We start from the raw sequence: 25,467 nt of genomic DNA on the forward strand, positions 1-25,467 counted from the left end.
CGCCCCGGCCTGGGCGCTGGACTGCCCCACGCCTGGACTGTCATGTCTGGGCGCTTGCCGCCTGCCTCTCCTTCTTCTCCTTCCGCCCGCTGCGTACCAGCCAGGTGGCTCCGCCGACGGCGAGGGCGACGGGCCATTCCAGAGCCCCCGCCACGGCCAGTGCCCCGAGGCCGCCGTAGAACGCGAGGTCCTTGGCCGAGGGCGTGCCGGGCAGTCGTGCTGTCGCCGCGCGGGCCGTGCTCGTCACGTCTTCCCTGGTGAGGTACGGAATGGGCACCGGAGGATGCAGCGTGCGCATGTGCAGGTGCAGACCCGCTCCGTCGCCCGCATGGGTTTGCTGTTGCGGTCTCTCCGCTGTCTTGGCCATCCCCTCCTCCCTTCGTAGGAGTCGGTGTGGTGTGCGTCTTCAATTCTCGCTCCATTCCGGTGGCGCGGGGCGGCGGAAGGCGCCGGCCACGGAAAACGTTCTTCCTCGGCGGCCAAGGTCAGCCGGGAGCGGATCCGCGGCGAGGGGATGCACGAGGACGCCGCGCACATGAAGGGCCCGGGGAGCTGATCCGGGACGGCCTGTCCGAGCGACCGCCGCACTACGTGATCCCGAACCGCGTCCTGGTGCTCGACCGGCTGCCGCTGACTGCCAACGGCGAGGCCCGACGTCACGGCCCTGGCCGCCGCCCACGGCGGCAGGTCCTGCGCCGTCCCCACCACCCCGGCGGAGCGGTGGCGGGCCGAGGCGTGGGCGAAGGCGCTCCGCGTCGACCGCGCATTGGGCCCGCGGCTGCCGCTCCGGGGCGTCTTCGGGTACCCCGACCTCGCCGACCTCGCCGCCCGCATCGAGGACGGCGGCGCAGGAACCGGGCGCACGGCGTCAACGCCGTTGAGACGCCGTGCTCCCGAGGGTCCCTGCAGTCTCTGGGCCATTCCATCGGCGCCCGTGTCGCCTGCGAGGTCGCAAGCTTCGTCCACGACCGACTGCCCGGCCCCGACCGGCAGTTGACCGCATGTCCGCTTTGGTGAGAGACCACCGAATTGTGAATCGTAAGTAAATTTATGAACTTGCCTTGTGAAATGAAGCGTTACTCTGTCGGCCGCAGGTGCCGGGGGCGGTGACGCGTCCCGGCGGCGCGGCGTGGTTCACGCACGTCATGCATGCCTCCATATGCCGCTGAACAGGACTGGCGCTCAGGGAAATGACAGATAAGACGTTGTCTCACGCCGAGCGGGTCCTCAGAATAGGCCGCGCACCCGACAACGACCTCGTCGTGCCGGACCCCATGGTCTCCAAGTACCACGCGGTGCTGCGGCAGACGGTCGAGGGTGAGCCCGAAATAGCGGATCTCGACAGCTCCAACGGCACGTATGTCAACGGCCATCAGGTCGCCCGGCATGTGCTCGGCGCGAGTGACACCGTGGTGATCGGTCATTCCAGACTCCGTCTGACGGACGGTCGGCTGGTGCGCGCCGACGGGGGCACGGGTTCTTTCACCGCCCGGGACCTGACGGTCCGGGTGCGGCAGCGCGGTGAGGTGAAGACCCTGCTCAACCAGGTCAGCCTCGACCTTCCCGAGAAGGCCCTGGTGGGCATCGTGGGCCCTTCGGGCTGCGGCAAGTCCACCCTGCTGCGGGCTTTGACGGGCTATCAGCCCGCAGACGAGGGGGAGGTGCTCTACGACGGCCTCAACCTCTACACGCACTTCGCGGAACTCCGCAGGAGCGTGGCCCTGGTCCCGCAGGACGACGTCCTCCACCCGCAGCTCACCGTGCGCAAGGCGCTGAGCTACGGAGCCAAGCTGCGCTTCCCGCGCGACACCGATGCCGCCGCCCGCGAAGAACGCGTCAGGGAGGTGCTCGAAGAACTCGGTCTCACCAACCGCATGGACACCCGGATCACGGCCCTCTCCGGCGGTCAGCGCAAACGCGTCTCGGTCGCCATGGAACTGCTGACCAAACCCGCCCTGCTGCTGCTCGACGAACCGACCTCCGGTCTCGACCCGGGGCTGGACCGGCAGGTCATGCAGATGCTGCGCGGTCTCGCGGACGGCGGCCGCCGCGTCGCGGTGGTCACCCACAGCATCGCCAACCTCCATCTGTGCGATCGCCTGCTGGTCCTCGCCCCCGGTGGCCGTACCGCGTATTACGGCCCGTCGCACTACGCGCTGGAGTACTTCGGCCACGACGACTGGGCGGACGTCTTCCAGGCCTTCGACCTTCATCCCGACCGGGACTGGGCGGCCCGCTACCGCGAATCGATCCACTACCGCACCTACACCGCCGTGACGCAGGAGTGGGCGGCCCGGAGCACCGACGCGTCGGACGACGCGGCGCAGGGCGCGACCCCCGATGCCGAGACATCGGAGCAACGGCACAAACCGAGGAAGGACAAGAAGCAGGCGCGGCAGGGGAAAGCGAGGAAACCGGGCAGACGGCCGAAGGCGGGAGGCGGGCCACGGGAATCCGCCGGTCGGGAAGCGGTCCGTCCGCCGAGCTGGCGCTCCCAGTTCACCACCCTGATGCGCCGTAACTTCTCGGTCATCGCGGCGGACCGGGGCCATGCGAGTCTGCTGCTCGCGCTGCCCCTGATCATGGGGGTGCTCAGCGTGACCGTGCCCGCCCAGTACGGGTTCATGGCCGCCACGCAGACCTGCGCGAAGCTGGCGCGCTGCGTGCCGGACTACAACGTCGACGCCCAGCCCGTCCTGCTGGTGCTGGCGGTCGGCGCCTGTCTGACCGGGACCGCGAACTCGGTGCGCGAGTTGGTCCAGGAACGCGTGGTCTACCAGCGGGAACGCGCCATAGGGCTGGCCCGGTCCGCCTACGTCCTGGCCAAGGTGATGGTCTTGGGACTGATCACCGCGGTCCAGGGATTCATGGTGGTCGCGATCGGGCTGGCCGGCCGACGGCTGCCGACGGCGGGGCTGGTGACCACGCCCTCCGAGATCGAGCTGGTGCTGGCGGTGGTCCTGCTCTCCACGACCTCGATGATGCTCGGCCTGATCATCTCCGCCCTGGTGCGCACCGCCGAGAAGACCATGCCCCTGCTGGTGCTCGCCACGGTCGTCCAGGTGATGTTCAGCGGCGCGGTCTTCCCGCTCTTCAACCAGGCGGGCCTGAACCAGCTCTCCTGGCTCGCCCCCTCCCGCTGGGCGGTCGCCGCGCAGGCGGCCACCATCGACCTGAGCCGGATCGGTCCGCCCACGGACGACCGGCACCCCCACTCCGTCGATCCGCTCTGGGCCCACACCGCCCACCAGTGGTGGCTGGATTCAGGCGTGCTGGAAGGCCTGGGTCTGGTCGGCATCGTCGTGGTGCTGGTGCTCATGCGACGCCACGAGCCGCTGGTCATGCGCCGCGGCTGACGGCCGATCCCCGCGCAGGAGTTCATCGGCCGGCCTCCCCGTCCCCACTCGGGCCGGGGAGCGACAGAGTGCCGCGGCCGTGCCGGGAGAAGCAATGCCGTACGAGGGGTGTTGACGAGCCTCGCCGACGCCTTAAGATCCCTGCTGCTCGAAGTACCGATCATCGTACGAAATGTCGAACGAGGTTGGCGGGCGGCTTCGGCAGGCTGTCCCTGCTCCGGCCGGCACGCGACCCACGGTCTTTCACAAAGGAATGAGCCGCATGCCTTCAGAAGCCGGAGTGCCGCGCAGAACCGTGCTCACCGTCCTGGGCGCCGCCTCCCTCGCCGGGACCTTCGCCGCCGCGCCTCCCGCCGGGGCCGCCGAACGCACCGGGACCACGGCAAGCGCCACTGCCGCGGACCTCCCCGCCGCAGCAGCCCACTGGACCTTCGACGAAGGCTCCGGCACCGCGGCCGCCGACTCCTCCGGCAACGGTCGCACCGCGACGCTCCAGGGCGCGGCCGGCTGGGACACCGGCAAGGTCGGCACCCACAGTCTGAGCCTCACGGCAGGCGGCAACGCGACGGCGTCCGGGCCGGCCCTCGACACCTCCAGGGCGTTCTCGGTGGGCGCCTGGGTCAACCTCGCCCAACTCGGCGGCTACCAGACCGCCGTGAGCGTCGACGGCAAGGCCGTCAGCTCCTTCTACCTGGGGCTGCGCGACGACACCGGCACCTTCGCCTTCGCCCGGCTGGGCTCGGACGCCCCCCAGAGCGCCGCGGTGGCGGCCGCCGCCTCAGCGCCCACCGCCCACACCTGGACCCATCTGGCCGGCGTCAGTGACCCGGCCGCCGGTGTCATCCGCCTCTACGTCAACGGTGTGCTGGAGGGGGAGACCGCCTACACCGCGGGCTGGGCCGGCAGCGGCGACACCGCCATCGGCCGCGCGCTCTACGGCGGCGGGCACGTCGACCAGTGGCACGGCCTGATCGACGACGTGTGGATGTTCCCGGCCGCCCTCACCTCCGAGCAGGTCGCGGCGCTGGCCGGAGTCCCGGTGGAGACCACGACGCCGCTGCTGAGCGTGGACGTCGCCGGCCCCGCGCATGCCGTGTCCCCCATCCTCCCCGGGTTGATGTTCGAGGACATCAACCACTCCGGCGAGGGCGGCATCTACGCCGAACTGGTGCAGAACCGCTCGATGATGGCCAGCGACACCGCCCCCGTGCACTGGTCCGCCGTCGGCGCGGCGACCCTCGCACTCGACACCGCCACCCCGCTCAACGCCGCCCTGAACCGCTCCCTCAAGGTCGCGCTGCCGAGCGGCACCGGGGCCGGAAGGCGGGCGGGCGTCGCCAACGACGGCTTCTGGGGCATACCCGTGCGGCCCCGGACCGCCTACACCGCCCGGCTCTTCGCCAAGGCGTCGCGACGCATCGGCCCGCTCACGGTGGCCATCGAGTCGGCGGACGGCGCGACGGTGTACGCGTCCGCACACGTGCCCCACATCGGCACGGCTTTCCCCGACCGCCCGTTCGAACTGACCCTGCGCACCGGTCCGCTCACCCCCGTGGTCGGTGACGCGCGGCTGACCGTCACCACCGCCGACCCCGCCGCCGCGGGCGAGACCCTGTGGCTCCAGCACGTGTCCCTCTTCCCGCCCACCTACCACAACCGGCCCAACGGCCTGCGCGTCGACCTGATGGCGAAACTCCTCGCTCTGAAGCCGAAGTTCCTCCGCTTCCCCGGCGGAAACTTCCTCGAGGGCAACACCGTCGCGACGCGGTTCAACTGGAAGAACACCATCGGTCCGGTCTGGGAGCGCCCCGGCCACATGGACGACGCCTGGGGCTACTGGTCCACGGACGGCCTCGGGCTCCTCGAATACCTGGAATGGACCGAGGACCTGCACGCCCAGCCGGTCCTCGCCGTCTACGCCGGCTACTCGCTCAAGGGGGAACACGTCACCGGCGACGCCCTCAAGCCGTTCGTCCAGGACGCACTGGACGAGATCGAGTACGTCACCGGTCCCGTCACCAGCACCTGGGGCGCACGACGTGCCGCCGACGGACATCCGGAGCCGTTCCCGCTCCAGTTCGTGGAGATCGGCAACGAGGACTGGTTCGACTCCTCGGGGTCGTACGACGAGCGGTTCGCCGCGTTCCACGACGCCATCAAGGCGAAGTACCCGCACCTGAAGCTGATCGCCACGACGTCCGTGACGAGCCGCACGCCGGACCTGATCGACGAGCACTACTACCTCGCACCGTCCGCCGCCCAGGCCTCCACCCACAAGTACGACAACCGGGACCGCGGTTCGACGAAGGTGTTCGTCGGCGAGTGGGCCGCGCAGGAGGGCCGCCCCACCCCCGACCTCAACGCGGCGCTCGGCGACGCCGCGTGGCTGGCCGGGCTGATCCGCAACTCGGACCAGGTCCTCATGGAGTGCTACGCGCCGCTCTTCTCCCACGTCGAGAACAACGTCTGGGCCACCAACCTGATCGCCTACGACAACCTCACCAGCTATGTGTCTCCCAGCTACTGGGCACAGCACATGCTGACGAGCCGGCTCGGCGACACGGTGCTGCCGGCCACCACGCGTGCGCTGCCCGGCCTCGCCACCGTGGCCACCCGCTCCGGGAACCGCCTCTACCTCGCGGTCGTCAACTCAGGGACGGAGGCGGTGAAGGTGCCGGTCGAACTGAAGGGCCTGGCCAAGGGGGTGAGGAGGCGTGCCACCGCGACGGTCCTGACCGGCCCCGCGCGCGACACGACCAACACGCTCGCGCACCCCGACACGTTGGTGCCGAGGACGAGCACCGTCACGGGCGCGGCAGCGTCGTTCACCAGCACCGTGCCGCCGCTCTCGGTCACCGTACTGGAACTCGTCCTGAGCTGACCGCTCACCCCTGCCGGTGGCGAGGCCTCGCCGGAGCAGCCCGTCGCCGCCCTGCGGTACCGGTGACGGGCGACTGCGAGGAGTGCAGGTGCTGTGCCTCAGCCACCGCTCGGTGTCGTCGACGTGCAGGAGGGCGGCGGCCTGGCTCAGGAAGGCGTCGCGGGCGGCGAGGGCCGTGTGGATCGACGCGTGTTCGGAAGGGTGTCCGCAGCGCGGACGCCGATGGTCAGCAGGAGGTTGGCGTAGGTGCGGATGTCGGCGGTGACGATCGCCAGGGCGAGGTCGCGGGAGCGGGCGGCGTCGTAGAACTCGAACCGGCCGAGCGTCTCCACCGGCAGGGGCGCCGGCCGGGACCGGTACTCGGCGACGGCCGCCGGCTCCGGTTCGCCCTCGGGCGGCACCATCACCTGTGCCGACTCCACGGGAATCGCCCGCAGGAGGACGTCGAGCACCGCGGTGACGTCCAGCAGGCCCGGCCTGAGGTTGAGGTGGACGATGGCGGCCCGCTCGCCGGTGGCAGTGCCGACGGGGTAGTGGCCGTCGGCGAGCAGGACGCGGGAGCCGTGCCCGGCTCCGGCCAGTGCCTGGAGGATTCCCGGGTGCAGCAGTTCCGTCAGGAGCATGGTGCCCTCTCCCTGATGGTGGCGGGTGTCGGCTGGTGAGAAGGCCGTCGCCTCCCGGGACCGGCCTCGGTGGCCCAGTCCACAGCGCCGCGCGGCGCACCTCGGGTGTGCGTGCCGGGCCCGGTCGGCCGGTTCCCGACGTGCGGGCGGGACGGAAGATCGCGACGACCCTGTACGTGACGGTGGCGCCGCTCCGGAAAGCGGAACGCCGGTTTCACCGGCGCGCGTTGTCGTGGCACCTGCCGTGGGCGGCCCGGCCGAGGGCCAAGGCGAGGCCGCCCGCTGCGACGTGTGCCGCGAGGGCGACCGCCTCCGCGTCACGACCGCCGGCTCGCGGCCCTGGCGGCCGCGGACGGGTGGCCCGGACGGCGCCCCGCACACGGGTACCGCCGGGCCCGCGACGGCCGGGTTCCGCTACGAGGAGTGATCCGCCGCGCGTGCCGGCTTCCTACCTCCCGTAGCCGGCGGCCGTGATACTGGCCTGCACCGCCCCCTCGGTGGCGTCCGACGGGTAGCCGGAGGTCATGACGCCTTCGTAGAAGGTGCCGGCGGAGCCGTGGCTGTTGTCGCCGCCGATGCCGAGGATGATGGCGCCCTCCTTCTTCATCGGGTTGTAGCCCGCGATGTTGGGCCGGGGTCCGCTGTAGAACGTCGACAGGCCGCCGGACTGGGCGTTGCCGCCGCGGATGGCCCAGTGGTTGGACTCGCCCTTGACCACGGCGGTCAGGTAGCGGTGGCTGATCGAGGGGTCGCCCGCGTTGTAGTGCTGGTTGACGCCGGAGAACAGGCCGTTCTCCAGATCGGCCATGATCCAGGGGCCGTTGCCCGAACCGTAGCCCCAGACCTTGATGTTGCCGAAGTAGACGGCCTCCATGGTGCCGTTGCCGTTGTCCCGGCTGTTGGTCTCGGCGTTGCCGTAGTCGAAGCAGCAGCCCCCGTTGTAGTGCGTGCCGTCGAGGACGGCGTACATGCCCTCGGGCTGGTCGCCCCTGGCGACACCGTTGGTGTTGTTGTCGCGGTACCCGGTGCCCGGGGCCACGTAGACGCCGTACGCCTTGTGGCCGCCGACCGTGATCGGTGCGGCGGTGGCGTCGGCGAGGTTGTCGTAGCCGCCCGCGGCCGGGCCGGAGAATCCGCCGGGGGGCGCCTGGGTGAGGCGGTTGCCGTGGCCGGACTGGTCGTAGATGACGGTGATGACGCAGGTCGTACCGGCGCAGAAGGAGTCCTGCGCGGCGGCGTTGGCGTATCCGCCGCGGCCCAGCACGCCGATGTCACGGGTGGCGTGGTCGGAGGCGCGGCGCACCTGGTACAGCGGGCCGTTGTAGGAGGCGTACAGCGCCCGGGTCGTGCTGTGCGCCGCCACGCAGGGGGTGCCGCCGGCGGCGTATAGGTCGCACGGCAGGGAGGCGGCGGCCGGGGCGGCGGAGGGCGCCGGGGCGGCGGGTGCCGTGCCGGCGAGCACGCCGACGCTGAGCCCGGCGGCCGCCGCGGTCGAGAGCAGGGCGCGGTGCCAGGGCCGTAGCCGCTGTCGGATGGCCATGTGTGAACTCCTCTGTGGAGGTGGGGGTTTCTCACGCGGTGCCGGTGTGCAGCTCGTTCGAGATGGCGAACAATGCCCGGTACTTCGGACTCTCAGGATGATAGGAACCCCGCCGCAACCGTCAATGCCCGTCACAGGATTCGCCGGAAGTCGACGGTCGTCACTTCCGCCTCGGCGCCACAGAGCCGCCCACACCGCAGCGGTGACTCGTGAGGCACACGTCGGCCGGGCCGCCACGGCGTTGCACGAGCCGCCCCACCGCACCGGGCGCGCCGCGCTGCGGGACGGGCGGCGCCTGTTCCAGGCCTCCCCGCCGTTCGGGCGTCAGTGGTTGAACGTCAGGCGCGGGACCGCGTTGCGGGCCAGTGCGTGGGCCTGGTCGGGCCACCAGGCGCCCGCGGGCGGGTCGACGATGCCGTACTCGGGGTCGATGGTCCCGCCGGTGTTGCGCGTGCAACTGCCGTCGGACTCACCGGGAGTCTTGATCCACAGGTAGGCGTCGACCAGCGGGACACCGGTGTCGGCCGTGGGGCGTGGACCGAGACCACGGCCGGGCGCGTTGCACCAGGCCTCCGGGTCCCCGCTGTACTTGCCCGGCGGTGGGGTCCAGGCGCCCCGGCCGTCACGGCTGGTGTCGATCAAGAAGTGGCGCAGCTCGTCGGCGGGCGGGGTGCCCACGTTCTGGTCGAACCACGCGTCGGTCCACCGCCAGGTGGCGGGGTCCGCGGGGGAGACGGCGTCGCCGGGGGCGCCGTCGTTGGGGGCGGCGGACGAGTAGTACTGGCTGGCGCACCAGTCGGTGTGGCCGCGTGCCTGCTCGGGGCCCTGGGTGGCGTACCAGATGCACTTGGCGATCCAGGTGCCGTATCTGGCGTTGTGGTCGGTGGGGTGGTTGTTGGAGACGTTCAGGGCGAAGCCGTCGGCGTACTGGACCCCGGCGTCCTGCAGCCGCCGGGCGATGTCGCCGACCGCCCGCCACTGGACGTTGCCGGCGTCCAGGTACACCGCGGTACGCGGCCTGGCCTTCAGGGTCCTGACGGCGTACCGGAGGTCGGCGACGCGGGCGGCGGTGAGTTCGCCGGTCGGGTCCGTGGCGGCTCCGCAGTCCTTGGGGAGGTTGGCGAGGCCGTCGGGTTCGACGACGACCACGGCCCTGTCGTCGCCGATGCCGGCGGCGAAGGCGTCGATCCACTGGCGGTAGGCGGCCGAGGACGCGGCTCCACCGCTGGAGTACTGCGAGCAGTCCCGGCCGGGGATGTCGTAGGCGACCAGCACGGGGGTCCGGTCGACGGCCCGGGCCCGGCGGACGAGCCTGTGCACCGTGACGCGTACCTCGTCGGGTGTGCCCTGGGTGAACCACTCGGCCTGCGGCCAGCTCGCGAGTCTGGCCATGTCGGCGGCGTCTTCCATGTCGCCGTTCCCGAGGTCGACGAGGGCCTGCTTCGCCGCCTCGCTGTGCGGGTCCACGTAGAACTTCGTGGCCGGGGTGAGCCGATCGTGGCCGGGCGTCGCCTGCGCCTGTGTCGCGGTGAGGGTGACGCAGGCGGTGAGTGCCGTGACGACGGCGGCCGCACGGCGTCGTAGACTGCGCGGTTCCATGGCTGCTCCTGGGCGGTGGGTGGTCGAGGGCTGGGACGCTGTCCGGACGGGCCGGGCCGGGCGGGACACGGGATCAGTAGCCGTAGATCATCTTGTAGGCGACCTCGGGGAGGAACTGTCCGGCCGAGGAGCCGGCGCCCACGCCGCAGTTGCCGTCCGACTCGCCCGGGGTCTTGATCCACAGGAGCATCTCGGCGCCTCCGCCCTGCTGGGTCGGGGTGCCGATGCGGCGGCCCGGGGGGTTGCACCACTGGCCGTCGGAGCCGTTGCCGTTGCGGCTGGTGTCCACGACGAACGGCTTGGTGTAGCCGTAGCGGGCCCGGAGTTCGCTGTTGACGGCGTTGCCGTAGGCGACGTTCTCGCCCGTGCCGTAGTAGTTCGAGATGTTGAGCGAGAAGCCGTGGGCCTGGCGCAGACCGGCTCCGTCCAGGCGCTGGGCCATGGTCGCCGGGCTCGCCCAGCCCGGGTTGCCCGCGTCGAGGTAGACCCAGGTGTTGGGTGCCTGGCGGTCGAACTGCGTGAGGGCGCCGGTGATCATGCCCTCGCGTTCGGCTATCTGGGCCCGGGTCATGCAGCCGTAGTCCGCGAGCGAGTCCGGTTCGAGGAGGACGACGGCCGGGCGGTTCGCGATACCCCCGGCGAACTGGGCGATCCAGCTCGCGTACGCGGACGGCGAGGCGGCTCCGCCGGCGGAGTGCCCGCCGCAGTAGTCGCGGTTGTAGATGTTGTACGCGACGAGGACGGGCAGCTTGTGCTGGTGGTCCGCCGCGCCCGCGTAGGCGCCCGTGGCGGTGCCGATGGTGCCGCTCCAGGAGCCGAACCAGTGGGCCATCGGGGTGTTGGCGAGGGAGGCGTTGATCGCGGGCGCCCGGCCGTCACCGGGGTTGGCGGCGACCCACCGTTTCACGCTGGAGTCGGGGTCCACGTAGAACCCACTGGTCATGGTCGTCGGGTCGGCGGCATGGGCGGACGGTGCGGCGAAGAGCGCCGGCGGCAGGGCGAACAACGCCGCCACGAGGGCGCGGAGTCGGTGGCGCATGGCTGTACCTCGGTTTCCTGGTGAGTGCGGGCAAGTGATGGGAGCGCTCCCATATTTGGAAGCGGTCCCAGCGGGTCCGGGAACCTGGGGCTGTGGCCGGTATCGTGTGGCGCGCTGCTCAACCTGTCAAGGACCGCCGTACACACCTCCCTTCACATGGCGGAAACAAGGCTCTACAGTCTCGGAACTGGAAGCGCTACCAGCAGGGCGGCCGACGGGGAGGGCACGCGTTCCATGGCAGCAGACGCGCCGCGCAGGCAGCCGACGCTCGACGAGGTGGCCGAACTCGCCGGTGTCTCCCGCTCGGTGGCCTCCCGCGTCCTCAACAACGCCCCGCATGTCAGCCGCGCCAAGCGCGAGGCGGTCGAGCGGGCCGTCCAGCGGCTCGGCTACGTACGCAATCCGACCGCCCGCGCACTGGCCACCCGTCAGACCGGAGCGGCGGCCCTGGTCGTCGCGGGAGAGGACCCGTCGATCTTCGCGGATCCGTTCTTCGCCCAGGTGATCGTGGGAGCGTCGGCCGCCCTGGAGGAGGCAGACCTGCATCTGATGCTGTGCCTGGCGGCCTCCGACCGCGGACGCAAGCGGGTGGAGGAACTCCTTCGGGCCAGGGGCGCCGACGGCGTCATGGTGATGGCGCTGCGCGACGGGGATCCGCTGGCCCGGACGGCCGAGGAGGCGGAGATGCCCGTCGTGTTCGGCGGACGCCCGGTCGGTCCGGCGCCCCGGTGGTACGTCGACGTCGACAACGCCGGCGGTGCGCGCGAGGCCACCGAGCACCTGATCTCCCGTGGCCGGACCCGCGTGGCGGCGATCTGCGGACGTCTGGACACCGAGGCGGGGCGTGCCCGGTACCGCGGCTACCGGGACGCCATGCTGGCGGCCGGACTCGCACCGTACCCGCCGCGGGAGGGCGACTTCACCGAGCCCAGCGGAGCCGCCGCCACGGCCGCGTTGCTGGCGGAGGACCCCCACGTGGACGGCGTGTTCGCCGCCAACGACAACATGGGGGCGGGAGCGCTGCGCACGTTGCGTGAGGCCGGCCGGCTGGTCCCCGACGACGTCGCGGTGGTCGGCTTCGACGACCTGGCCGTCGCCCAGGTCGCCGATCCGCCGCTCACCACCGTCCATCAGCCCATAAGGGCTCTCGGACGGGAGATGGCGCGCATGCTCGTCGCCCTCGTCGACGGACAGGAACCCACCCCGCTGATCCTGCCCACCCGCCTGGTCATCCGCTCCAGCTCCTGACAGCCGTACCCCCGAGGACCCCGCGGCCGGCAAGGCGCCGGACGGAGACGCCGGGATGACGGGGATGACGGGGAGCGGGTGCCGGGCACGACTTCCCGGAGGGCGAGCAGGCGCTCTCCGTGAGCGGGCCGGTCGGTACGGGGCGCGCCTGACCGCCGGACGGGGCAGTCAGCGCGATGGCGTGCCCGACGCCGCCGTGAGTCGGTCCACGGCCTTCGCGACCGCCTCCGGACTGGAGATCATCGTCAGGTGCCGGGCGCCCGGGATGAGCGTCGGAGGTGGTGCGCCGATGCGCCGGGCGGTCTCCTGGGGCGTCTGCCGGGAGAAGACGTCGTCCTGGGCGCCGAACACCACCGACTTGGGCAGGCGCACCCCGGCGAGCCGGGCCACCTGGTCCACGGGCAGACCCGGCACGCCCTCGCCCAGCATGCTCCACAGCGCGCCCTCCGCGCCCGGCACCCGGAGCGGGCGGCGCCACTGGTCCAGGCCGGCGGCGTCCAGACGCGGACAGGCGGGCCCGCACTGTGCGTCGTACACGCTGCGGATCACCGCGTCGATGCCGAGCCCGAGCCGCAGCAGGCTGGTGCGGTACGGGTCGATCAGCACGTACCTGAAGGCCGGCGGCGGCCCGGCACCCGTGTCGAGGGCGTCGCCGTCGAGGAGCATCACACCCCCCAGCCGGCCAGGGGCCCGCAGCGCCGCCTCGGTGACCACGGCGGCTCCGCTGGAGTGCCCGACCAGCAGCGGCCGTTCGCCCGGACCGCCGAGGCGCACGGCATCCAGGAACCCCAGGAGCTGGCGGGTGAAGTGGTCGACGGTGTACGGGCCGTGGCGCTCGCTGTATCCGTCGCCGGTCAGGTCGAGCGCGTACACCCGGTGGTCGCGGGCGAGCAGCGACGCGAGGCGCGACCAGGTGTCCACGGATTCGAAGGCGCCGTGCACCAGGACGACGGGTGGGCCCGCCGTGCCCCAGGTCCGGTAGCGCGTGCGGATGTCGGCGGCCTGCACGTACCTGAGCCCCCGCGGCGGCGCGGCGCGCCCGGCCGTGCCGGCGTTGTAGCCGAAGGAGGCCGCCGTGAGGACGACGAGCACGACGGCACAGCCCAGTGCGGCGCGGCGCAGCCAGCGCCGCAGCCGGGAGCGGCGTGGCCGGTCCGCGGACCCGGCGGGGAGCGACGGGGGAGCGGAGTGCGGACGGACGCCCGCGCCCCCGCCTGTGCCCCCTGTCGCGGCCCCGGCCCCGGTTTCCTCCTCGGCACCGCCTCGGTGCAGATCAGCTGTCACAGCCCACAGCATCGCCCATGGCGCTTCCGCGGCCGTCCTCCGGGGGGGAGCCGTCGTGACTACTGCGCCGGGCGTACCGAAACGCCTGGACGGGGCTTCTGGCCCGGCGCCGTCAGGACCGCGTCGGTGACCAGGCCGTCCGCGTTCGTGGTGAGGACGACGGGGTCGGCGGCGCCGAGAAGCCGGTCGCAGCCCAGGTTGGTGAACGTCTGGTTCGCCCGGGCGGCGAGGAATCCGAAGAGGTTCGGCGCCATGGCCGTGTCCGGCGAGGGCGCCTTCTCGAAGAGCGCCTTGTCCTTGAAGACGCGCCGGATGCCGGCCGGGTCGCGGAAGAGGGTGCCGCAGAACGCGGCTCCGTCACCGCCGGCCCTGGCACCGACCGCGGGCATGTCGACCCCGGCGCGGTAGGCGTCGGTCTTCGCGACGCTGGCGCGGCCGTCGACGAGGGTCATGGGGTCGTTCTGCGGGACCAGCGCGATCGGCGCCTTCTGGCCCGCCGCCGCGGACAGTTCGTCCAGCGCGAGGGCGGACGTGGCCCGGCCGTCGCCGGACTGGTCGGGCGCGGTGAAGGGCTTGCAGCCGAGAGCGGGGTCCATGAACTGGGTCAGCAACAGGTTGTCGCTGCCGTTGGCCAGGTCCTTGGGGGCGCGGGTCGTCGTCGACCCGGGCCTGCCGTTGTGCCGGTGGTGCCGGTCACCTCGGTTGGCCAGCCCGGCGGCCTTCTTGAGCGCGGCCCTGCTCGCGGCGTTGTTCTGGGCGATGCGGCCGTGCGCGTCGGCGAGGTAGTGGGTCACCACGTTGTCGCTTCCGTCCTGGTCGACCACGGAGAAGTCCCGCGTGGTCGGGCAGGGCAGGCCGTCCTTGGCCCTCCCCAGCGGCGGAACCCTGAGGTGCCCCTTGGCGATCTGCGCGTCGGCGGCCCGGAAGAAGGCCGGCGCGTTGCAGTACGCGAACTGGCCGAAGACCGATCCGGGCAGGCCGCCCACGCACTTGCCCTGGGCGAGAGCGTCAGCACGACCGCTCGCCCGCAAGGTCAGGTCGGCGTTGTTGAACCCGAACCAGATACCCACGGTCGAGCCGCGCGGCACCGAGGGCAGGACGGTGGGCGCGGCCGGCCTCGTCCCCTTGTCGATCACCAGCGGGTTGTAGACGGTCAGCTTGCCGGCCGGGGTGACGATCGCGGCTTCCACGAACGCCGACTGGTCGGCGTTCGCCTCGTGACAGGGGCCCTGTGCCGGATCGGTCGCGACGAGTCTGTACGGCGTGGCCAGCCCACGGGCGGTGAGCGGGTTGTCCGGCACCAGCAGCGTGCAGTTCGGATCGGGTTTGGCGGCCGCCGCGAGCTGGGCGGCGGCCGCCCGGCCCTGTCGCGGGCCGTGCCGGTCACGGCTTTCCGCCGCGAACACCGACCCCGCGACGACGGCGAGGATCAGGGGCCCGCCGATCAGCGCGAGCGACACCCTCGACCGCTTCCAGCGCCGGGCGTGCTCCCGCCGCGACGTACGCGACGGCTGTGTCAGGTTCTGGCGGGCCACTGGACTGCTCCTCACTGTGCGTCCCTCCGCGGGGGAGCGACCCACGGTCGCGCGGTCGTACGACGGTCATGACAGTGCGGACCCCGCCGCGGCGGAAGGCAGGGGCAACCGAGCGTCCGGCACGACGGGTCCACTGGCGGTACGCGCCGACCCCGCGGGCTGTTCAACGGCCGCACGGGCCATTGCCGAACCTTGACCCGGCGACACCCCGCCCACGCATAACGATCTCGGCGCAGGCCTTGTGTGATTCCTCGTCCCGCTTAGCCTCCCCGCATGGCTTTTCTTTCAGGTCGACGCAGAAGATCCCGCCTTGCCCCGGAACTCGACGACCAGGACCTGGGCAAGCTGATGAAGAACCTGCTGGCGACCACGAGGACGAGCGCCCTCGCGATGACGGACATGTGCGTGGCGCAGATGTCCCGGCTGCTGGAGCAGGACCCGGACGACTGGGACCGCCGGGCGCACCGCGTGGGCGTCCTGGCGGAGTTCCTGGCCGGATCGCGGCTGCCCCGCTCCTGGGCCCTGCGCGAGCCGCGTGACGCGAACGCGCTCGTGCTGTACGCGTGGAGCGAGGTGGTCCGCGCCCGCTCCCAGGGGGGTCTGGACGACGCGGCCGAGGTGGTCGACACCTGCCTCCGGGCCGCCGAGCTGAGCCCTCAGGACCCCACTCCGTGGGTGGTCGTCCTGATGGCGGCACGCACCGAACGCTGGCCGCAGCCACGGGTGTTCGGCGTGTGGAACGAGGTGCTCGCGCGCGACCGCTGGCACCGTGAGGCCTATCTCGCCATGCTGGGCTACCTCAGCCCGCAGGAGGCGGGGTCGCGCATGCAGGTGCTGGAGTTCGTGGACGCCCTGCGGGCGCGCATGCCGGCCAACGCGCCCTGCGCGGCCACGGAACTCACCGCCCAGGTCCACCAGTACCACTCCGTCCTCGACCGGGGCGGCTTCGAAGCGCTGGTGGCGCGCAATCACTGGTCCCAGGCGGCGGCGTCCCAGGCCCTCGACCGCGTGGCGCACACCTGGGTGCGGCCCGGATTCCTCCGTCACGCGCGGGCACGCGCCGACCTCAACCTCCTCGCCTACGCGCTGATGGCGGCCGGCCGCCGCCACGAGGCCCGTGCGGCCTTCGAGGCGCTCGACGGCATCGTGACGCCCTGGCCCTGGCACGTCGGCGGCGACCCGCTGGCCGAGTTCGAGCAGGCGCAGCACCGGGGCACCCGCGGCGGGTGACCGCCGGCGCGTTCCCGGCGCGCCCCATCCCGTCACCCCCTCCCCGGCGAGGGTCCGGGCGGGCGGGCATACACTCGACCCGCCAATGCCCTCGAGCAGGGCGCGAAGCGGGAAGTTGGTGTCCATGAGCGGGGAATGGACGGGGGCCGGGCTGCCCCCGGCGGCGGCCGCGCGCGTCGCGGAGGTGCGGAGCAGCGGAACGTGGTCCTCCGCACTGTCGACCGGCGAGTTCGCCGCGCTGCGCGCCGTGGGGTTCGAGCCGGTGGGCCAGGTCATGGGCTCGGCCGTCTACCACGTGGGCCGCAGCGGCCGGTACTGGGGCTATCACGACTGTCTCTACGCGGGCGCGCGCTACGCCTTCGGCGGCGGCGCCGCACCCCTCGCCCTCTCCGGACGCGGCGCACCGTCCGCCGGGCTCGTCGAGGTGCTCGACCGGGCCCGCCGCTCGGCCCTCGACCGGATGGCCGCGGAGTGCTCGGCCCTCGGCGGCGACGGCGTCGTCGCCGCGCAGCTGACGGTGGCGCCCTTCGCGGCGCAGCACAATTGCCTGGAGTTCAAGGTGATCGGGACCGCGGTGCGCGCGGCCGGGACGGTCCGGGCGCCGCAGCCGTTCACCTGCCACCTCGACGGCCAGGGGTTCGCGAAGCTGGTGACGGCGGGATGGGTCCCCGTCGAGCTGCTGTACGGGATGTCCGTCGGCGTACGCCATGACGACTACGCCACCCGCGTACAGACGCGCTCGTGGAACAACACCGAGGTCAGCGGGTGGAGCGAGCTGGTCCAGGCGGTCCGCTCCGACGCCCGCGCGCAGCTGCGGGCGCAGACCGGGCGGCGGGGCGGCGACGGCGTGATCCTGTCCGCGGGCCGGCTGCGCGTCTGGGGTGAATCCTGCATGCGCAGCGGCGGCGACGACAAGAAGGACCATGTGGCCGAGGCGACGCTGCTGGGCACCACCGTCGCCCGCTTCGCGGCGCGCGAGCAGCCGCCCCGCACACTCACCGTGATGCCGCTCGACCCGGAACGACGTCGGCGGACCATGCGCCGCACCGCCACCGACCTGCGATGAGGGGAACTTCGTTCATGACCGTCTTCAACTCCGCCGATGGCAGCCCGCACGGCATGTCCGCCCAGGGCGTGCCGGCCGACGCGATGCGCCGGCTGGCCGAACTGCAGCCGGGCAGGCCGGGTTCGATCTTCACCAGCGACCTGTCGGTCAACGAGTTCCTGCTGGTGCGCGAGGCGGGCTTCAGGCCCATCGGCCTCGTCCTCGGCAGCTCGATCTACCACGTGGGCATCCAGCTGGGCCGCTGGGGCAAGAACCAGGAGCTGACGACGCTCAGCCAGGCGATGTACCACGCCCGTGAACTGGCCATGACCCGCATGGAGGCGGAGGCCGCCCAGCTGGGCGCGGACGGCATCGTCGGCGTGCGGCTCACCGTCGAGGCGCGTGAATTCGGCAGTGACATCGCGGAGTTCATCGCGATCGGAACCGCCGTCAAGGCCGACCATCCGGCGCCGGGCGGCAATGGCGGCAGCTGGCGCAACCTCAAGGGCCAGCCGTTCACCTCGGACCTCAACGGGCAGGACTTCTGGACCCTCATCCGCGCCGGCTACGCCCCGCTGGGCATGGTGATGGGCACCTGCGTCTACCACATCGCGCACCAGAAGATGGGGCAGATGTTCTCCAACATCGGCAAGAACGTGGAGATCGAGCAGTTCACCCAGGCGCTGTACGACGCCCGGGAGCTGGCGATGGCGCGGATGCAGCACGAGGCGGAGGAACTGCGGGCGGAGGGCATCGTCGGCGTGCAGCTCAACGCGCACAACCACCGCTGGGGCGGGCACACCACGGAGTTCTTCGCGATCGGCACGGCCGTACGGCCCCTGCGCGAGGACCACGTCATCGAGCGTCCGACGATGGTGCTCAGCCTGGACGGCTGAGCGCGCGGCCCAGCAGACCCGGATCGACCGCACACCACGAGAGGCCCCCGCGATGACCTCCTCGCACGACCCCGTCCCGTTCGAGCCCGACGGGAAGCCGGACGGGGAACCGGACTCCCTCGACCTGCTGACGGCCGCGTTGCGCAAGGACGCCGCCGATCTGGAGGTCTACGCCCGGGTGCTCACCGGGAGCCTCGCGGAGGCACTGCCGCCGGACGCCGTCTCCGTCGCGCGCAAACGGGGCCTGGGCGACCGGCTCGCGGGGCGCGACGGCCGCGTCGAGCGGGTCGAGGTCTGTCTCGGCGAGCAGCGGCTCGTGCTGGACGTGGCCGGCGGGCGTCCCCGGGGCGAGGTGTGCAAGGAGGTCCGCGGCGTGGTGCTCTCGCGGCGCCCGGTGGCGCTCGACGAGTGGGTACGGGAACTCGCGGTCGCGGTCACCTCCCGCGCGCGGTCCGACGCGCGGGCACGGGCGGCGCTGGAGCGGCTGCTGCTCGGGGAGTGAGAACGCCTTCCCTTCCGGACGGCGGGAGTCGAGCCGGGGCGTCCCACGACCGCCCGGCGCGCGCACGGGAATAAAATGACGTGCCCCCGCCGCCCCGGTCCTCGTACCGTCGTCCCGTACCGAGCGCCGCCACGCCCGGCACAGCCCCACGACGGCGGCGCCTGACGTCCTGACACAGAGGGGAGCCGGCCGTGCGCGCACACAGCGCCGTCCTCGCTCCCCGATGCCGGTACGAGGTGATCCTCGTGTCCTCGTCCCGCCGGTGCCCGCTGCGCGGCCGGCACCGGACGCCCGTGACCTCCCGCTGAGTTCCCCCGCCGTACCGGCACCGCGCCGACCGGCCAGGGGCCGGCGCGTTCCTCAGGCCGCACGGGTGCATCGCGCTGCCCTCTTCTCCGGGTCCCTTCCCGGAGATCCCCTGTTCCGCAGAAAGGCCCCGGGCCGTGCGCACGAACACCACCAGCCTCGCCGACGTCCGCAACCTCGGCATCCTCGCCCACGTCGACGCGGGCAAGACCACCGTCACCGAGCGGATCCTGTACGCGACGGGCACCACCCACAAGCGGGGCGAGGTGCACGACGGCACCACCGTCACCGACTTCGACCCCCAGGAACGCGACCGCGGCATCACCATCTTCGCCGCCGCCGTCAGCTGCACCTGGGACGGGCACCGCATCCACCTCATCGACACCCCCGGCCACGTCGACTTCGCCGACGAGGTCGAGCGCAGCCTGCGCGTCCTCGACGGGGCGGTCGCCGTGTTCGATGCCGTCGCCGGCGTCGAGCCGCAGAGCGAGTCGGTGTGGCGGCAGGCCGACCGGCACGGCCTCCCGCGCATCGCGTTCGTCAACAAGCTCGACCGCGCGGGTGCCGACCTCGACCGGGCCGTCGCCTCCATCCGCGAGCGACTGCACCCGGCGCCGCTGGTCGTGCAGATGCCGATCGGCGCCGAGGACGCGTTCACCGGTGTCGTCGACCTGGTGCGGATGCGCGCGCTGACGTGGGGCGACGGCGAGGGCACGGCCGTGGAGAGCCCGGTACCCGAGGAGCTGCGCGAGGAGGCCGTACGGCGGCGGCGGGCGCTTCAGGAGGCGGTGGCCGGGCTGCACGCGGGCGCGCTGGAGGAGTTCTGCGCGCGGGACACGCTGTGCGCCGCGACCCTCACCGCCGCCCTGCGCGACCTCACCCGCACCGGGGACGGCGTGGTCGTCCTCGCCGGCTCGGCCTACCGCAACCGCGGCATCGAACCGCTGCTGGACACGATCGTGGCCTGTCTGCCCTCGCCGCTCGACGTGCCCGCCGTACGCGGCGAGCACGCGGGCCGCGAGCAGGAGCGGCCCGCCGATCCCGAAGCCCCGTTCGCGGGGCTCGTGTTCAAGGTGCAGGCCGGGGCCACCGGACGGCTCGCCCATGTCCGCGTCTACTCGGGCACCCTGGAGAAAGGAGACACCGTGCGCGAGCAGGGCAGCGGGCGCACCGAGCGGGTGGCGCGCATCCTGCGGGTCATGGCCGACCGGCACGTCCAGCTCGACCGGGCCGTCGCCGGGGACATCGTGGCGCTCGCCGGAGTGAAGTCGGCCCGGGCCGGCTCCACGCTGTGCGCCCCCGGTGCGCCGCTGCTGCTGGAGCCGCCCGGCACGGCCGAACCCGTGGTGTCCGTCGCGGTCGAGGCCCGGCGGGCCACGGACACCGGCCGGCTGGCGGCTGCGCTGGCCCGGCTGACCGAGGAGGACCCCTCGCTGGCGGTGCGCACCGACACCGAGACCGGGCAGACCGTCCTGTCCGGGATGGGGGAACTCCATCTGGAGGCCGCGGTGGAGAGGATCCGCCGTGCCGGGGGACCGGCGGTCACGGTGGGCCGGCCCCGGGTCGCGTACCGGGAGACGGTCGTCGGGGGAGTGCGCGGGTTCGGGTACCGGCACGTCAAACAGGACGGCGGGGCAGGGCAGTTCGCGCATGTGGTGCTCGACGTGGAGCCGCTCGACGGCGAAGCCGGCACCACCGGCTTCGCGTTCGGCTCCGCCGTGGTCGGCGGGGCCGTGCCGCAGGAGTACGTGCGCGCGGTGGAGGCCGGGTGCCGGGACGCCCTCGCCGAGGGGCCGGTCGCCGGTCATCCGGTGACCGGGCTGCGGGTCACGCTCACCGACGGCGCCACGCATGTGAAGGACTCCTCCGACACGGCCTTCCGCACCGCAGGACGGCTCGGACTCCGCGCGGCCCTGCGCGCCTGTACGACGGCCGTGCTGGAACCGGTCGCCGAGGTCACCGTCACCGTGCCCGCGGACGCCGTCGGCTCGGTCCTCGGGGACCTGGCCGCCCGGCGCGGCCGGGTCGGCGGCTCCGAGATCCGGGGCGGCGCGGCCGTACTGACCGCGACCGTGCCGCTGGCCGAACTCTTCGGCTACGCCGCCCGGTTGCGCGGCCGCACCCAGGGCCGGGGCACCTTCACGACCCGGCCCGCCGGGTACGCCCCGGCGCCCCGCCCGGAGGTGGTGGGCGCCTGAGTCCGGTGGGCCCGCCCTGGGTCCGCTGACGGCCCTGCCCGGCCGCGAGAAGCCGGCCGGGCAGGGTGAGCACCCAGCCCCTTAATGCATATGATGCGCAAGTGCGTGCATACAGCATCAGGTCGGCCACCTTGAACGACCTCGACGGTGCCCGGTCCGTCATGCTCGACACCGTCTACCGGGACTTCGGAACCGGGTACGTGCCCCCGCTGGCACGCCGACATCGTCGATCCCGCCGGGTTCTATCTCGCGCCCGCGCGGCACGCGTTGCTCGTCGCGGTCGACGCTGCCGGGGAGGTCGTCGGCACCGGGGCGCTGGACGCGCGCGGGCCGGGGTGTCCGCCGAATCCGGCGTGGCTGGCCGAGCGGTATCCGTCGGGGCGGACCGCGCGGCTGCGCCGGGTGTACGTGCGGCCCGGTCACCGCAGGCGGGGGATCGCGCGGGAACTCGTCGCCCGCTTGCTGGAGTTCGCCGCGGCGGACGGCGGCTACCGGGCGGTGTACCTGCACACCGACCCGGCCGTACCCGGAGCCGAGGTGTTCTGGCGCTCGCTCGGGGAGGTCGTCCACGACGAGCGCGAGGAGGGCGGCGGCCAGGGGATCGTGCACGTCGAGGTGCCGCTGGGGACGGGGAGCGAGAACAAGTGAAAATGATTGTCATTAATCTATGGCTCGCCCTCGCCCTCGCCCGACGCCCTGCGTGCCGGCGACATCGACATCGCCGAGGCCGTGCCCGTCGCCCAGGCCGCCACCCTCGACCCGGGTACGCGCCGGGAGACCGCCACCACGCGCACCACCAGCCTGCTGCTCAACTCCCGCTCCGGGCCCTTCCGGGACCCCGGCCTGCGGGCCGCCGCCCGCGCCGCCGTCGACACCACCGGCCTCGCCCGCGGCGTCTACGAGGGGCACGCCGACCGCGGCACCGGGATCTACGGGCCCGCCGTCACCTGGGCCGAGGGCAAGCACCTCGCACCCGAGGGCAGGGCCGCCGCGGGGCCGCCCCACGGGGCCGCCGTCACCCTCGCCACCTACGACAACCGGCCCGAACTCCCCGAAGCCGCCCAGGTGTTGAAGCAGCGGCTGGAGAAGGCGGGCTTCCGCGTCAGGCTCGTCGTGCGCGAGTACGCGCGACTGGAGGGCGACGCCCTCGACGGACGGTTCGACGCCTTCGTCCTCGCCCGCAACAGCCTCGTCGACACCGGCGACCCCGTCGCCGTCCTCGCCGGCGACTACACCTGCGAGGGCGGCTACAACCTGGCCCTGCTGTGCGACCGCGCCGTGGCCGCCGCCGAGCGCACCGCCGACCTCGACGGACGGCGCGCGGCCGCGCTGCGCGCGGAGGCGGAGATCCTCGGCACCGACACCGTCGTACCGCTGGTCCACCAGCGCGTCATCACCGGCGTCGCCGCCTCGGTCAAGAGGGTGCGCCTCGACCCCTACGAGCGCGCCCTCGTCGGCACCGCCACCCGGCGCTGAGCCGCGTGCGCGCCCTGCTGTGGCGAGCCGCGCTCGCCGGAGCCCTGGTGTGCGGGATCGACCTGCTGCCCTGGCTGGCCCACACCGATCCCGCCCTCACCGTCCTCAAGGCCCGCGCCCAGGACCGCGACCCCGACCCCGAGGTGCTCGCCGCCATCCGCGGCCAACTCCACCTGGAGGACGGCCCCGTGAGACTGCTCGGGCGCTGGGTCGGCGGGCTGGTGCGCGGCGACGCCGGGCAGTCCTGGATCTCCGGCGCCGACGTCGGGCCGGCCGTCCTGCAGGCGCTCGGCGCCTCCCTGCTGCTGATGGCCGTCGCCCTGCGCTTCGCCGTCTGCACCGCGGCCGCCGTCTGCGCCCGCACCCTGTACCGGGGCGGCCGGGAGCGGCCCGGCGGCACCGGCTCGGCGATGCTCGCCACGCTGCCGGAGATCCTCACCGCCTCCGTACTCGCCACCGTCGTCGGCGTCCAGCTCGGCTGGCTGCCCGCCGTCGGCTGGTACGGGCCCGCGTACACCGTCCTGCCCGCCCTCGCCCTCGGCCTGCCCGCGGCGCCGTCCTCGGCCGGTTCCTCGACGACCAGCTGCCCGGCGCCTTCGCCGAACCCTGGGTACGGGCCGCCGCGGCCCGCGGTCTGACCCGCGCCCGCATCGCCCGCCAGGCGGTACGGCGCTGCCTGCCCGCACTGCTGCCCAACACCGCGCTGTTCGTCGCTGAGCGCGCGGGGGCGTCTGAACAGGACATACCCGCCTCACGTATCCCCCCACCGTGGCAGACTCCCTCACCATGAGCGCGTCCCCGGCGGTGAGAGGTCTGCGCGCCGCGGTGTTCGCCGCGGTGTGCGTGCTGCTCGCTGCCGCCGGGCACGGGCTGGCCATGGGGGACATGCCGCCGCTGTGGGCCGACGCGGTCGCGTTCCTCGGGGTACTGGCGGTCGGCTGGATCCTCGGCGGGCGGGAGCGGTCGCTGGCCGGGATCGGCGGCGCCATGCTGCTCACCCAGGCCGCGCTGCACGTCGGCTTCGACGCCGCACACCGCGGCGGCGGGCGCGCCGCCGGTGCGCGCACGGCACTGATGCCGGGGCAGACCATGGCAGCCATGCCGGGGCACGGCATGTCCGCCCTGCACGCGCAGGTGGCGGCCGTCCACCCGCACTCCACCGTCAACGCCACCGCCGCCCATCTCCTCGCCGCCCTGGCCGTGTCCTGGTGGCTGCGGCGCGGTGAGGCCGCGCTGTGGTCGCTGCTGCGCCGCACCGCCGGCCTGGTCCCCGGCCTCGCCGCCTGGTGGCGGGGCACGGTGCTGCCCGCCCCGGCCGCGGACGCCCCGCGCGTCCCGCCCGCCCCCGCGCCGCCCCGGCGGACCCCGCTGCGGCACGCCGTCAGCCGGCGCGGGCCCCCGGCCCCGGTCCCGTACTCGACCCGACCCTGTTGACGCACGTTTCATCCGTACGGAGACCGACTCACCATGTCCGCAACCCGCCCGGCCCTGCGCCGCGCCGCGACCGTCGCCGCCGACGCCGCCGCCACCGTCCTGCTCGCCGCCGGTGCCGCCTCCGCGCACGTCACCGTCCACCCCGAGAGCTACGCCAAGGGCGCCACCGACGGCGTCCTGACCTTCCGCGTCCCGAACGAGGAGGACAACGCCTCCACCACGAAGGTCCAGGTCTTCCTCCCCACCGACCACCCCGTCCTCGGCGTCCTGGTCCACCCGCAGGACGGCTGGACCGCCCAGGTCACCACGGCCAAGCTCAAGTCACCGGTCAAGACCGACGACGGCACCATCACGGAGGCCGCCGCCGAGATCACCTTCACCGGCGGGAAGATCGCCGCCGGACAGTACGAGGACTTCAACGTCGCCTTCGGTCAACTGCCGTCCGATGCCGGGCAGTTGGTGTTCAAGACCCTCCAGACGTACTCCGACGGCAAGGTCGTGCGCTGGATCGAGGAGCCGACCGCCGGCGCCGGGCCGGAGAACCCGGCCCCGGTGCTCAAGCTGACCGCCGGCGACCCGGGCGCGCCCGCCCCCGCCCCCGCCAAGAGCGCCGCCGCCTCCAGCGACTCCACGGCTCGCGGTCTCGGTATCGCCGGTCTGGTCGTCGGCGTCCTCGGCCTCGCCGCCGCGGCCTTCGCGCTCGTACGGACCCGGAAGCCGCAGCCGTAACCCCGCGCGTCGCGACCCATCCCACCGGCGCACGGAGACCGTCCCCACGGCCGACGCGACCCGTCCCGTCGGCTCACGGGGATCGGCTCCGCGGCCGGTGCGGGTTGTCGCCGCGACCGACGCGGGCCGTTTCCGCGGCCGGTGGGGGCTGTCTCCGCGGCCAGCGCGGGCCGTGTCGACGGTTGGTGGGGCTGTCTTCGCGGCCAACGCGGGCCGCTTCCGCGGCCGGTGGGGGCTGCCTTCGCGGTGAGAGGGGCCGTCTGTCGCTGGTGGGGGCCGTCCCGGCGGCTCACGGGGGGTCGGCTCCGCGGCGGGTGTGGGCCGTCCTCTTGGTTGAGGCGGGTTGTCGCCGTGACCAGCGCGGGCCGTGTCGACGGTTGGTGGGGCTGTCTTCGCGGTGACAGGGGTCGTCTGTCGCTGGTGGGGGCCCTCCTCCTGGCCGGTGTGGCTCGTCGCCTCGGTGGGTGTGGGGCGTCCCGTCGGCTCATAGGGGGTCGGCCCCGCGGCCGGTGCGGGCTGTCGCCGCCGCTGACGCGGGTCGTCCCC

General features: G+C 73.1%; 16 protein-coding genes and 4 pseudogenes. 13 read left to right on the forward strand and 7 right to left on the reverse strand.

Annotated features, from left to right (window positions below; translation table 11 throughout):
- Positions 1–40: 40 nt before the first annotated feature.
- Positions 41–367 carry a hypothetical protein gene (locus ACZ60X_RS33925; RefSeq protein WP_469606843.1) on the reverse strand — a complete coding sequence of 109 codons (327 nt, stop codon included), beginning with the start codon at positions 365–367 and terminating at the stop codon, positions 41–43.
- A gap of 823 nt (positions 368–1,190) precedes the next feature.
- Between ACZ60X_RS33925 and ACZ60X_RS33930 the strand changes: the two genes are divergently transcribed.
- Together ACZ60X_RS33930 and ACZ60X_RS33935 are read left to right on the forward strand one after the other, a co-directional pair.
- A complete protein-coding gene (locus ACZ60X_RS33930) occupies positions 1,191–3,356 on the forward strand; it encodes an ATP-binding cassette domain-containing protein (RefSeq protein ID WP_469606846.1) in 2,166 nt (721 codons plus the stop codon).
- Positions 3,357–3,618: 262 nt separating this feature from the next.
- On the forward strand, positions 3,619–6,237 hold the full coding sequence (locus ACZ60X_RS33935) for a LamG-like jellyroll fold domain-containing protein (RefSeq protein ID WP_469606849.1): 2,619 nt from the start codon (positions 3,619–3,621) through the stop codon (positions 6,235–6,237).
- Between the two features lie 146 nt (positions 6,238–6,383).
- Here ACZ60X_RS33935 and ACZ60X_RS33940 read toward each other — a convergent pair whose 3' ends face one another.
- The 4 genes and pseudogenes from ACZ60X_RS33940 to ACZ60X_RS33955 all read right to left on the reverse strand — a co-directional run bounded on the left by ACZ60X_RS33940 (position 6,384) and on the right by ACZ60X_RS33955 (position 11,038).
- Entirely contained in the window at positions 6,384–6,860 is a 477-nt protein-coding gene (locus tag ACZ60X_RS33940; protein WP_469606852.1) for an RbsD/FucU domain-containing protein, read from the reverse strand.
- A 457-nt stretch (positions 6,861–7,317) separates the two neighbouring features.
- Positions 7,318–8,400 (reverse strand): annotated as a pseudogene (locus ACZ60X_RS33945) (arabinofuranosidase catalytic domain-containing protein); the annotation flags it as partial.
- Between the two features lie 324 nt (positions 8,401–8,724).
- Entirely contained in the window at positions 8,725–9,999 is a 1,275-nt protein-coding gene (locus ACZ60X_RS33950) for a glycoside hydrolase family 6 protein (protein WP_469606854.1), read from the reverse strand.
- Positions 10,000–10,072: 73 nt separating this feature from the next.
- Positions 10,073–11,038 carry a glycoside hydrolase family 6 protein gene (locus tag ACZ60X_RS33955; protein ID WP_469606856.1) on the reverse strand — a complete coding sequence of 322 codons (966 nt, stop codon included), beginning with the start codon at positions 11,036–11,038 and terminating at the stop codon, positions 10,073–10,075.
- A gap of 234 nt (positions 11,039–11,272) precedes the next feature.
- On the opposite strand from ACZ60X_RS33955, the gene ACZ60X_RS33960 reads away from it, so the two are divergent.
- Positions 11,273–12,286: a LacI family DNA-binding transcriptional regulator gene (locus tag ACZ60X_RS33960; protein WP_469606858.1), complete on the forward strand. Its 1,014-nt coding sequence runs from the start codon at positions 11,273–11,275 to the stop codon at positions 12,284–12,286.
- 168 nt (positions 12,287–12,454) lie between these two features.
- Here the strand turns inward: ACZ60X_RS33960 and ACZ60X_RS33965 are convergent, their stop codons facing one another.
- Both ACZ60X_RS33965 and ACZ60X_RS33970 read right to left on the reverse strand, forming a co-directional pair.
- A complete protein-coding gene (locus tag ACZ60X_RS33965; protein ID WP_469606860.1) occupies positions 12,455–13,570 on the reverse strand; it encodes an alpha/beta fold hydrolase in 1,116 nt (371 codons plus the stop codon).
- A gap of 59 nt (positions 13,571–13,629) precedes the next feature.
- Positions 13,630–15,105, reverse strand: coding sequence for a hypothetical protein (locus ACZ60X_RS33970; protein WP_469606864.1), 1,476 nt, complete (start codon positions 15,103–15,105; stop codon positions 13,630–13,632).
- A gap of 273 nt (positions 15,106–15,378) precedes the next feature.
- Here ACZ60X_RS33970 and ACZ60X_RS33975 point away from each other — a divergent pair, with 273 nt between their 5' ends.
- From ACZ60X_RS33975 to ACZ60X_RS34020, 10 genes and pseudogenes are all read left to right on the forward strand, one after another.
- A complete protein-coding gene (locus ACZ60X_RS33975) occupies positions 15,379–16,335 on the forward strand; it encodes a hypothetical protein (RefSeq protein WP_469606867.1) in 957 nt (318 codons plus the stop codon).
- 124 nt (positions 16,336–16,459) lie between these two features.
- Positions 16,460–17,401 carry a heavy metal-binding domain-containing protein gene (locus tag ACZ60X_RS33980; protein WP_469606869.1) on the forward strand — a complete coding sequence of 314 codons (942 nt, stop codon included), beginning with the start codon at positions 16,460–16,462 and terminating at the stop codon, positions 17,399–17,401.
- A 14-nt stretch (positions 17,402–17,415) separates the two neighbouring features.
- Positions 17,416–18,276, forward strand: coding sequence for a heavy metal-binding domain-containing protein (locus ACZ60X_RS33985; protein WP_469606872.1), 861 nt, complete (start codon positions 17,416–17,418; stop codon positions 18,274–18,276).
- 52 nt (positions 18,277–18,328) lie between these two features.
- Positions 18,329–18,778 carry a hypothetical protein gene (locus ACZ60X_RS33990; RefSeq protein ID WP_469606874.1) on the forward strand — a complete coding sequence of 150 codons (450 nt, stop codon included), beginning with the start codon at positions 18,329–18,331 and terminating at the stop codon, positions 18,776–18,778.
- A gap of 443 nt (positions 18,779–19,221) precedes the next feature.
- Positions 19,222–21,282 (forward strand): elongation factor G, encoded by a 2,061-nt coding sequence (gene fusA / locus ACZ60X_RS33995; RefSeq protein ID WP_469606876.1) that lies wholly within the window; start codon positions 19,222–19,224, stop codon positions 21,280–21,282.
- A gap of 161 nt (positions 21,283–21,443) precedes the next feature.
- A pseudogene (locus tag ACZ60X_RS34000) lies at positions 21,444–21,930 on the forward strand (GNAT family N-acetyltransferase).
- 42 nt (positions 21,931–21,972) lie between these two features.
- Positions 21,973–22,758 (forward strand): annotated as a pseudogene (locus ACZ60X_RS34005) (ABC transporter substrate-binding protein); the annotation flags it as partial.
- Positions 22,755–23,491, forward strand: a pseudogene (locus ACZ60X_RS34010) (ABC transporter permease family protein); the annotation flags it as partial. The pseudogenes ACZ60X_RS34005 and ACZ60X_RS34010, both read left to right, overlap by 4 nt.
- A gap of 35 nt (positions 23,492–23,526) precedes the next feature.
- Complete coding sequence (locus ACZ60X_RS34015; RefSeq protein ID WP_469606879.1) at positions 23,527–24,192, forward strand: hypothetical protein; 666 nt, start codon at positions 23,527–23,529, stop codon at positions 24,190–24,192.
- Positions 24,193–24,225: 33 nt separating this feature from the next.
- Positions 24,226–24,921: a YcnI family protein gene (locus ACZ60X_RS34020; RefSeq protein WP_469606882.1), complete on the forward strand. Its 696-nt coding sequence runs from the start codon at positions 24,226–24,228 to the stop codon at positions 24,919–24,921.
- Positions 24,922–25,467 lie beyond the last annotated feature (546 nt).

It is taken from the genome of Streptomyces sp. NPDC104106 (genome assembly GCF_055584345.1).

Excerpts from the sequence above, each read along its gene's own strand:
- ACZ60X_RS33925 (WP_469606843.1), bottom strand. The coding sequence starts at position 367 with ATGGCCAAGACAGCGGAGAGACCGCAACAGCAAACCCATGCGGGCGAC.
- ACZ60X_RS33935 (WP_469606849.1), top strand. The coding sequence starts at position 3,619 with ATGCCTTCAGAAGCCGGAGTGCCGCGCAGAACCGTGCTCACCGTCCTG.
- ACZ60X_RS33955 (WP_469606856.1), bottom strand. The coding sequence starts at position 11,038 with ATGCGCCACCGACTCCGCGCCCTCGTGGCGGCGTTGTTCGCCCTGCCG.
- ACZ60X_RS33950 (WP_469606854.1), bottom strand. The coding sequence starts at position 9,999 with ATGGAACCGCGCAGTCTACGACGCCGTGCGGCCGCCGTCGTCACGGCA.
- ACZ60X_RS33930 (WP_469606846.1), top strand. The coding sequence starts at position 1,191 with ATGACAGATAAGACGTTGTCTCACGCCGAGCGGGTCCTCAGAATAGGC.
- ACZ60X_RS33940 (WP_469606852.1), bottom strand. The coding sequence starts at position 6,860 with ATGCTCCTGACGGAACTGCTGCACCCGGGAATCCTCCAGGCACTGGCC.
- ACZ60X_RS34020 (WP_469606882.1), top strand. The coding sequence starts at position 24,226 with ATGTCCGCAACCCGCCCGGCCCTGCGCCGCGCCGCGACCGTCGCCGCC.
- ACZ60X_RS33980 (WP_469606869.1), top strand. The coding sequence starts at position 16,460 with ATGAGCGGGGAATGGACGGGGGCCGGGCTGCCCCCGGCGGCGGCCGCG.
- ACZ60X_RS33960 (WP_469606858.1), top strand. The coding sequence starts at position 11,273 with ATGGCAGCAGACGCGCCGCGCAGGCAGCCGACGCTCGACGAGGTGGCC.
- ACZ60X_RS33990 (WP_469606874.1), top strand. The coding sequence starts at position 18,329 with ATGACCTCCTCGCACGACCCCGTCCCGTTCGAGCCCGACGGGAAGCCG.
- ACZ60X_RS33985 (WP_469606872.1), top strand. The coding sequence starts at position 17,416 with ATGACCGTCTTCAACTCCGCCGATGGCAGCCCGCACGGCATGTCCGCC.
- ACZ60X_RS33975 (WP_469606867.1), top strand. The coding sequence starts at position 15,379 with ATGGCTTTTCTTTCAGGTCGACGCAGAAGATCCCGCCTTGCCCCGGAA.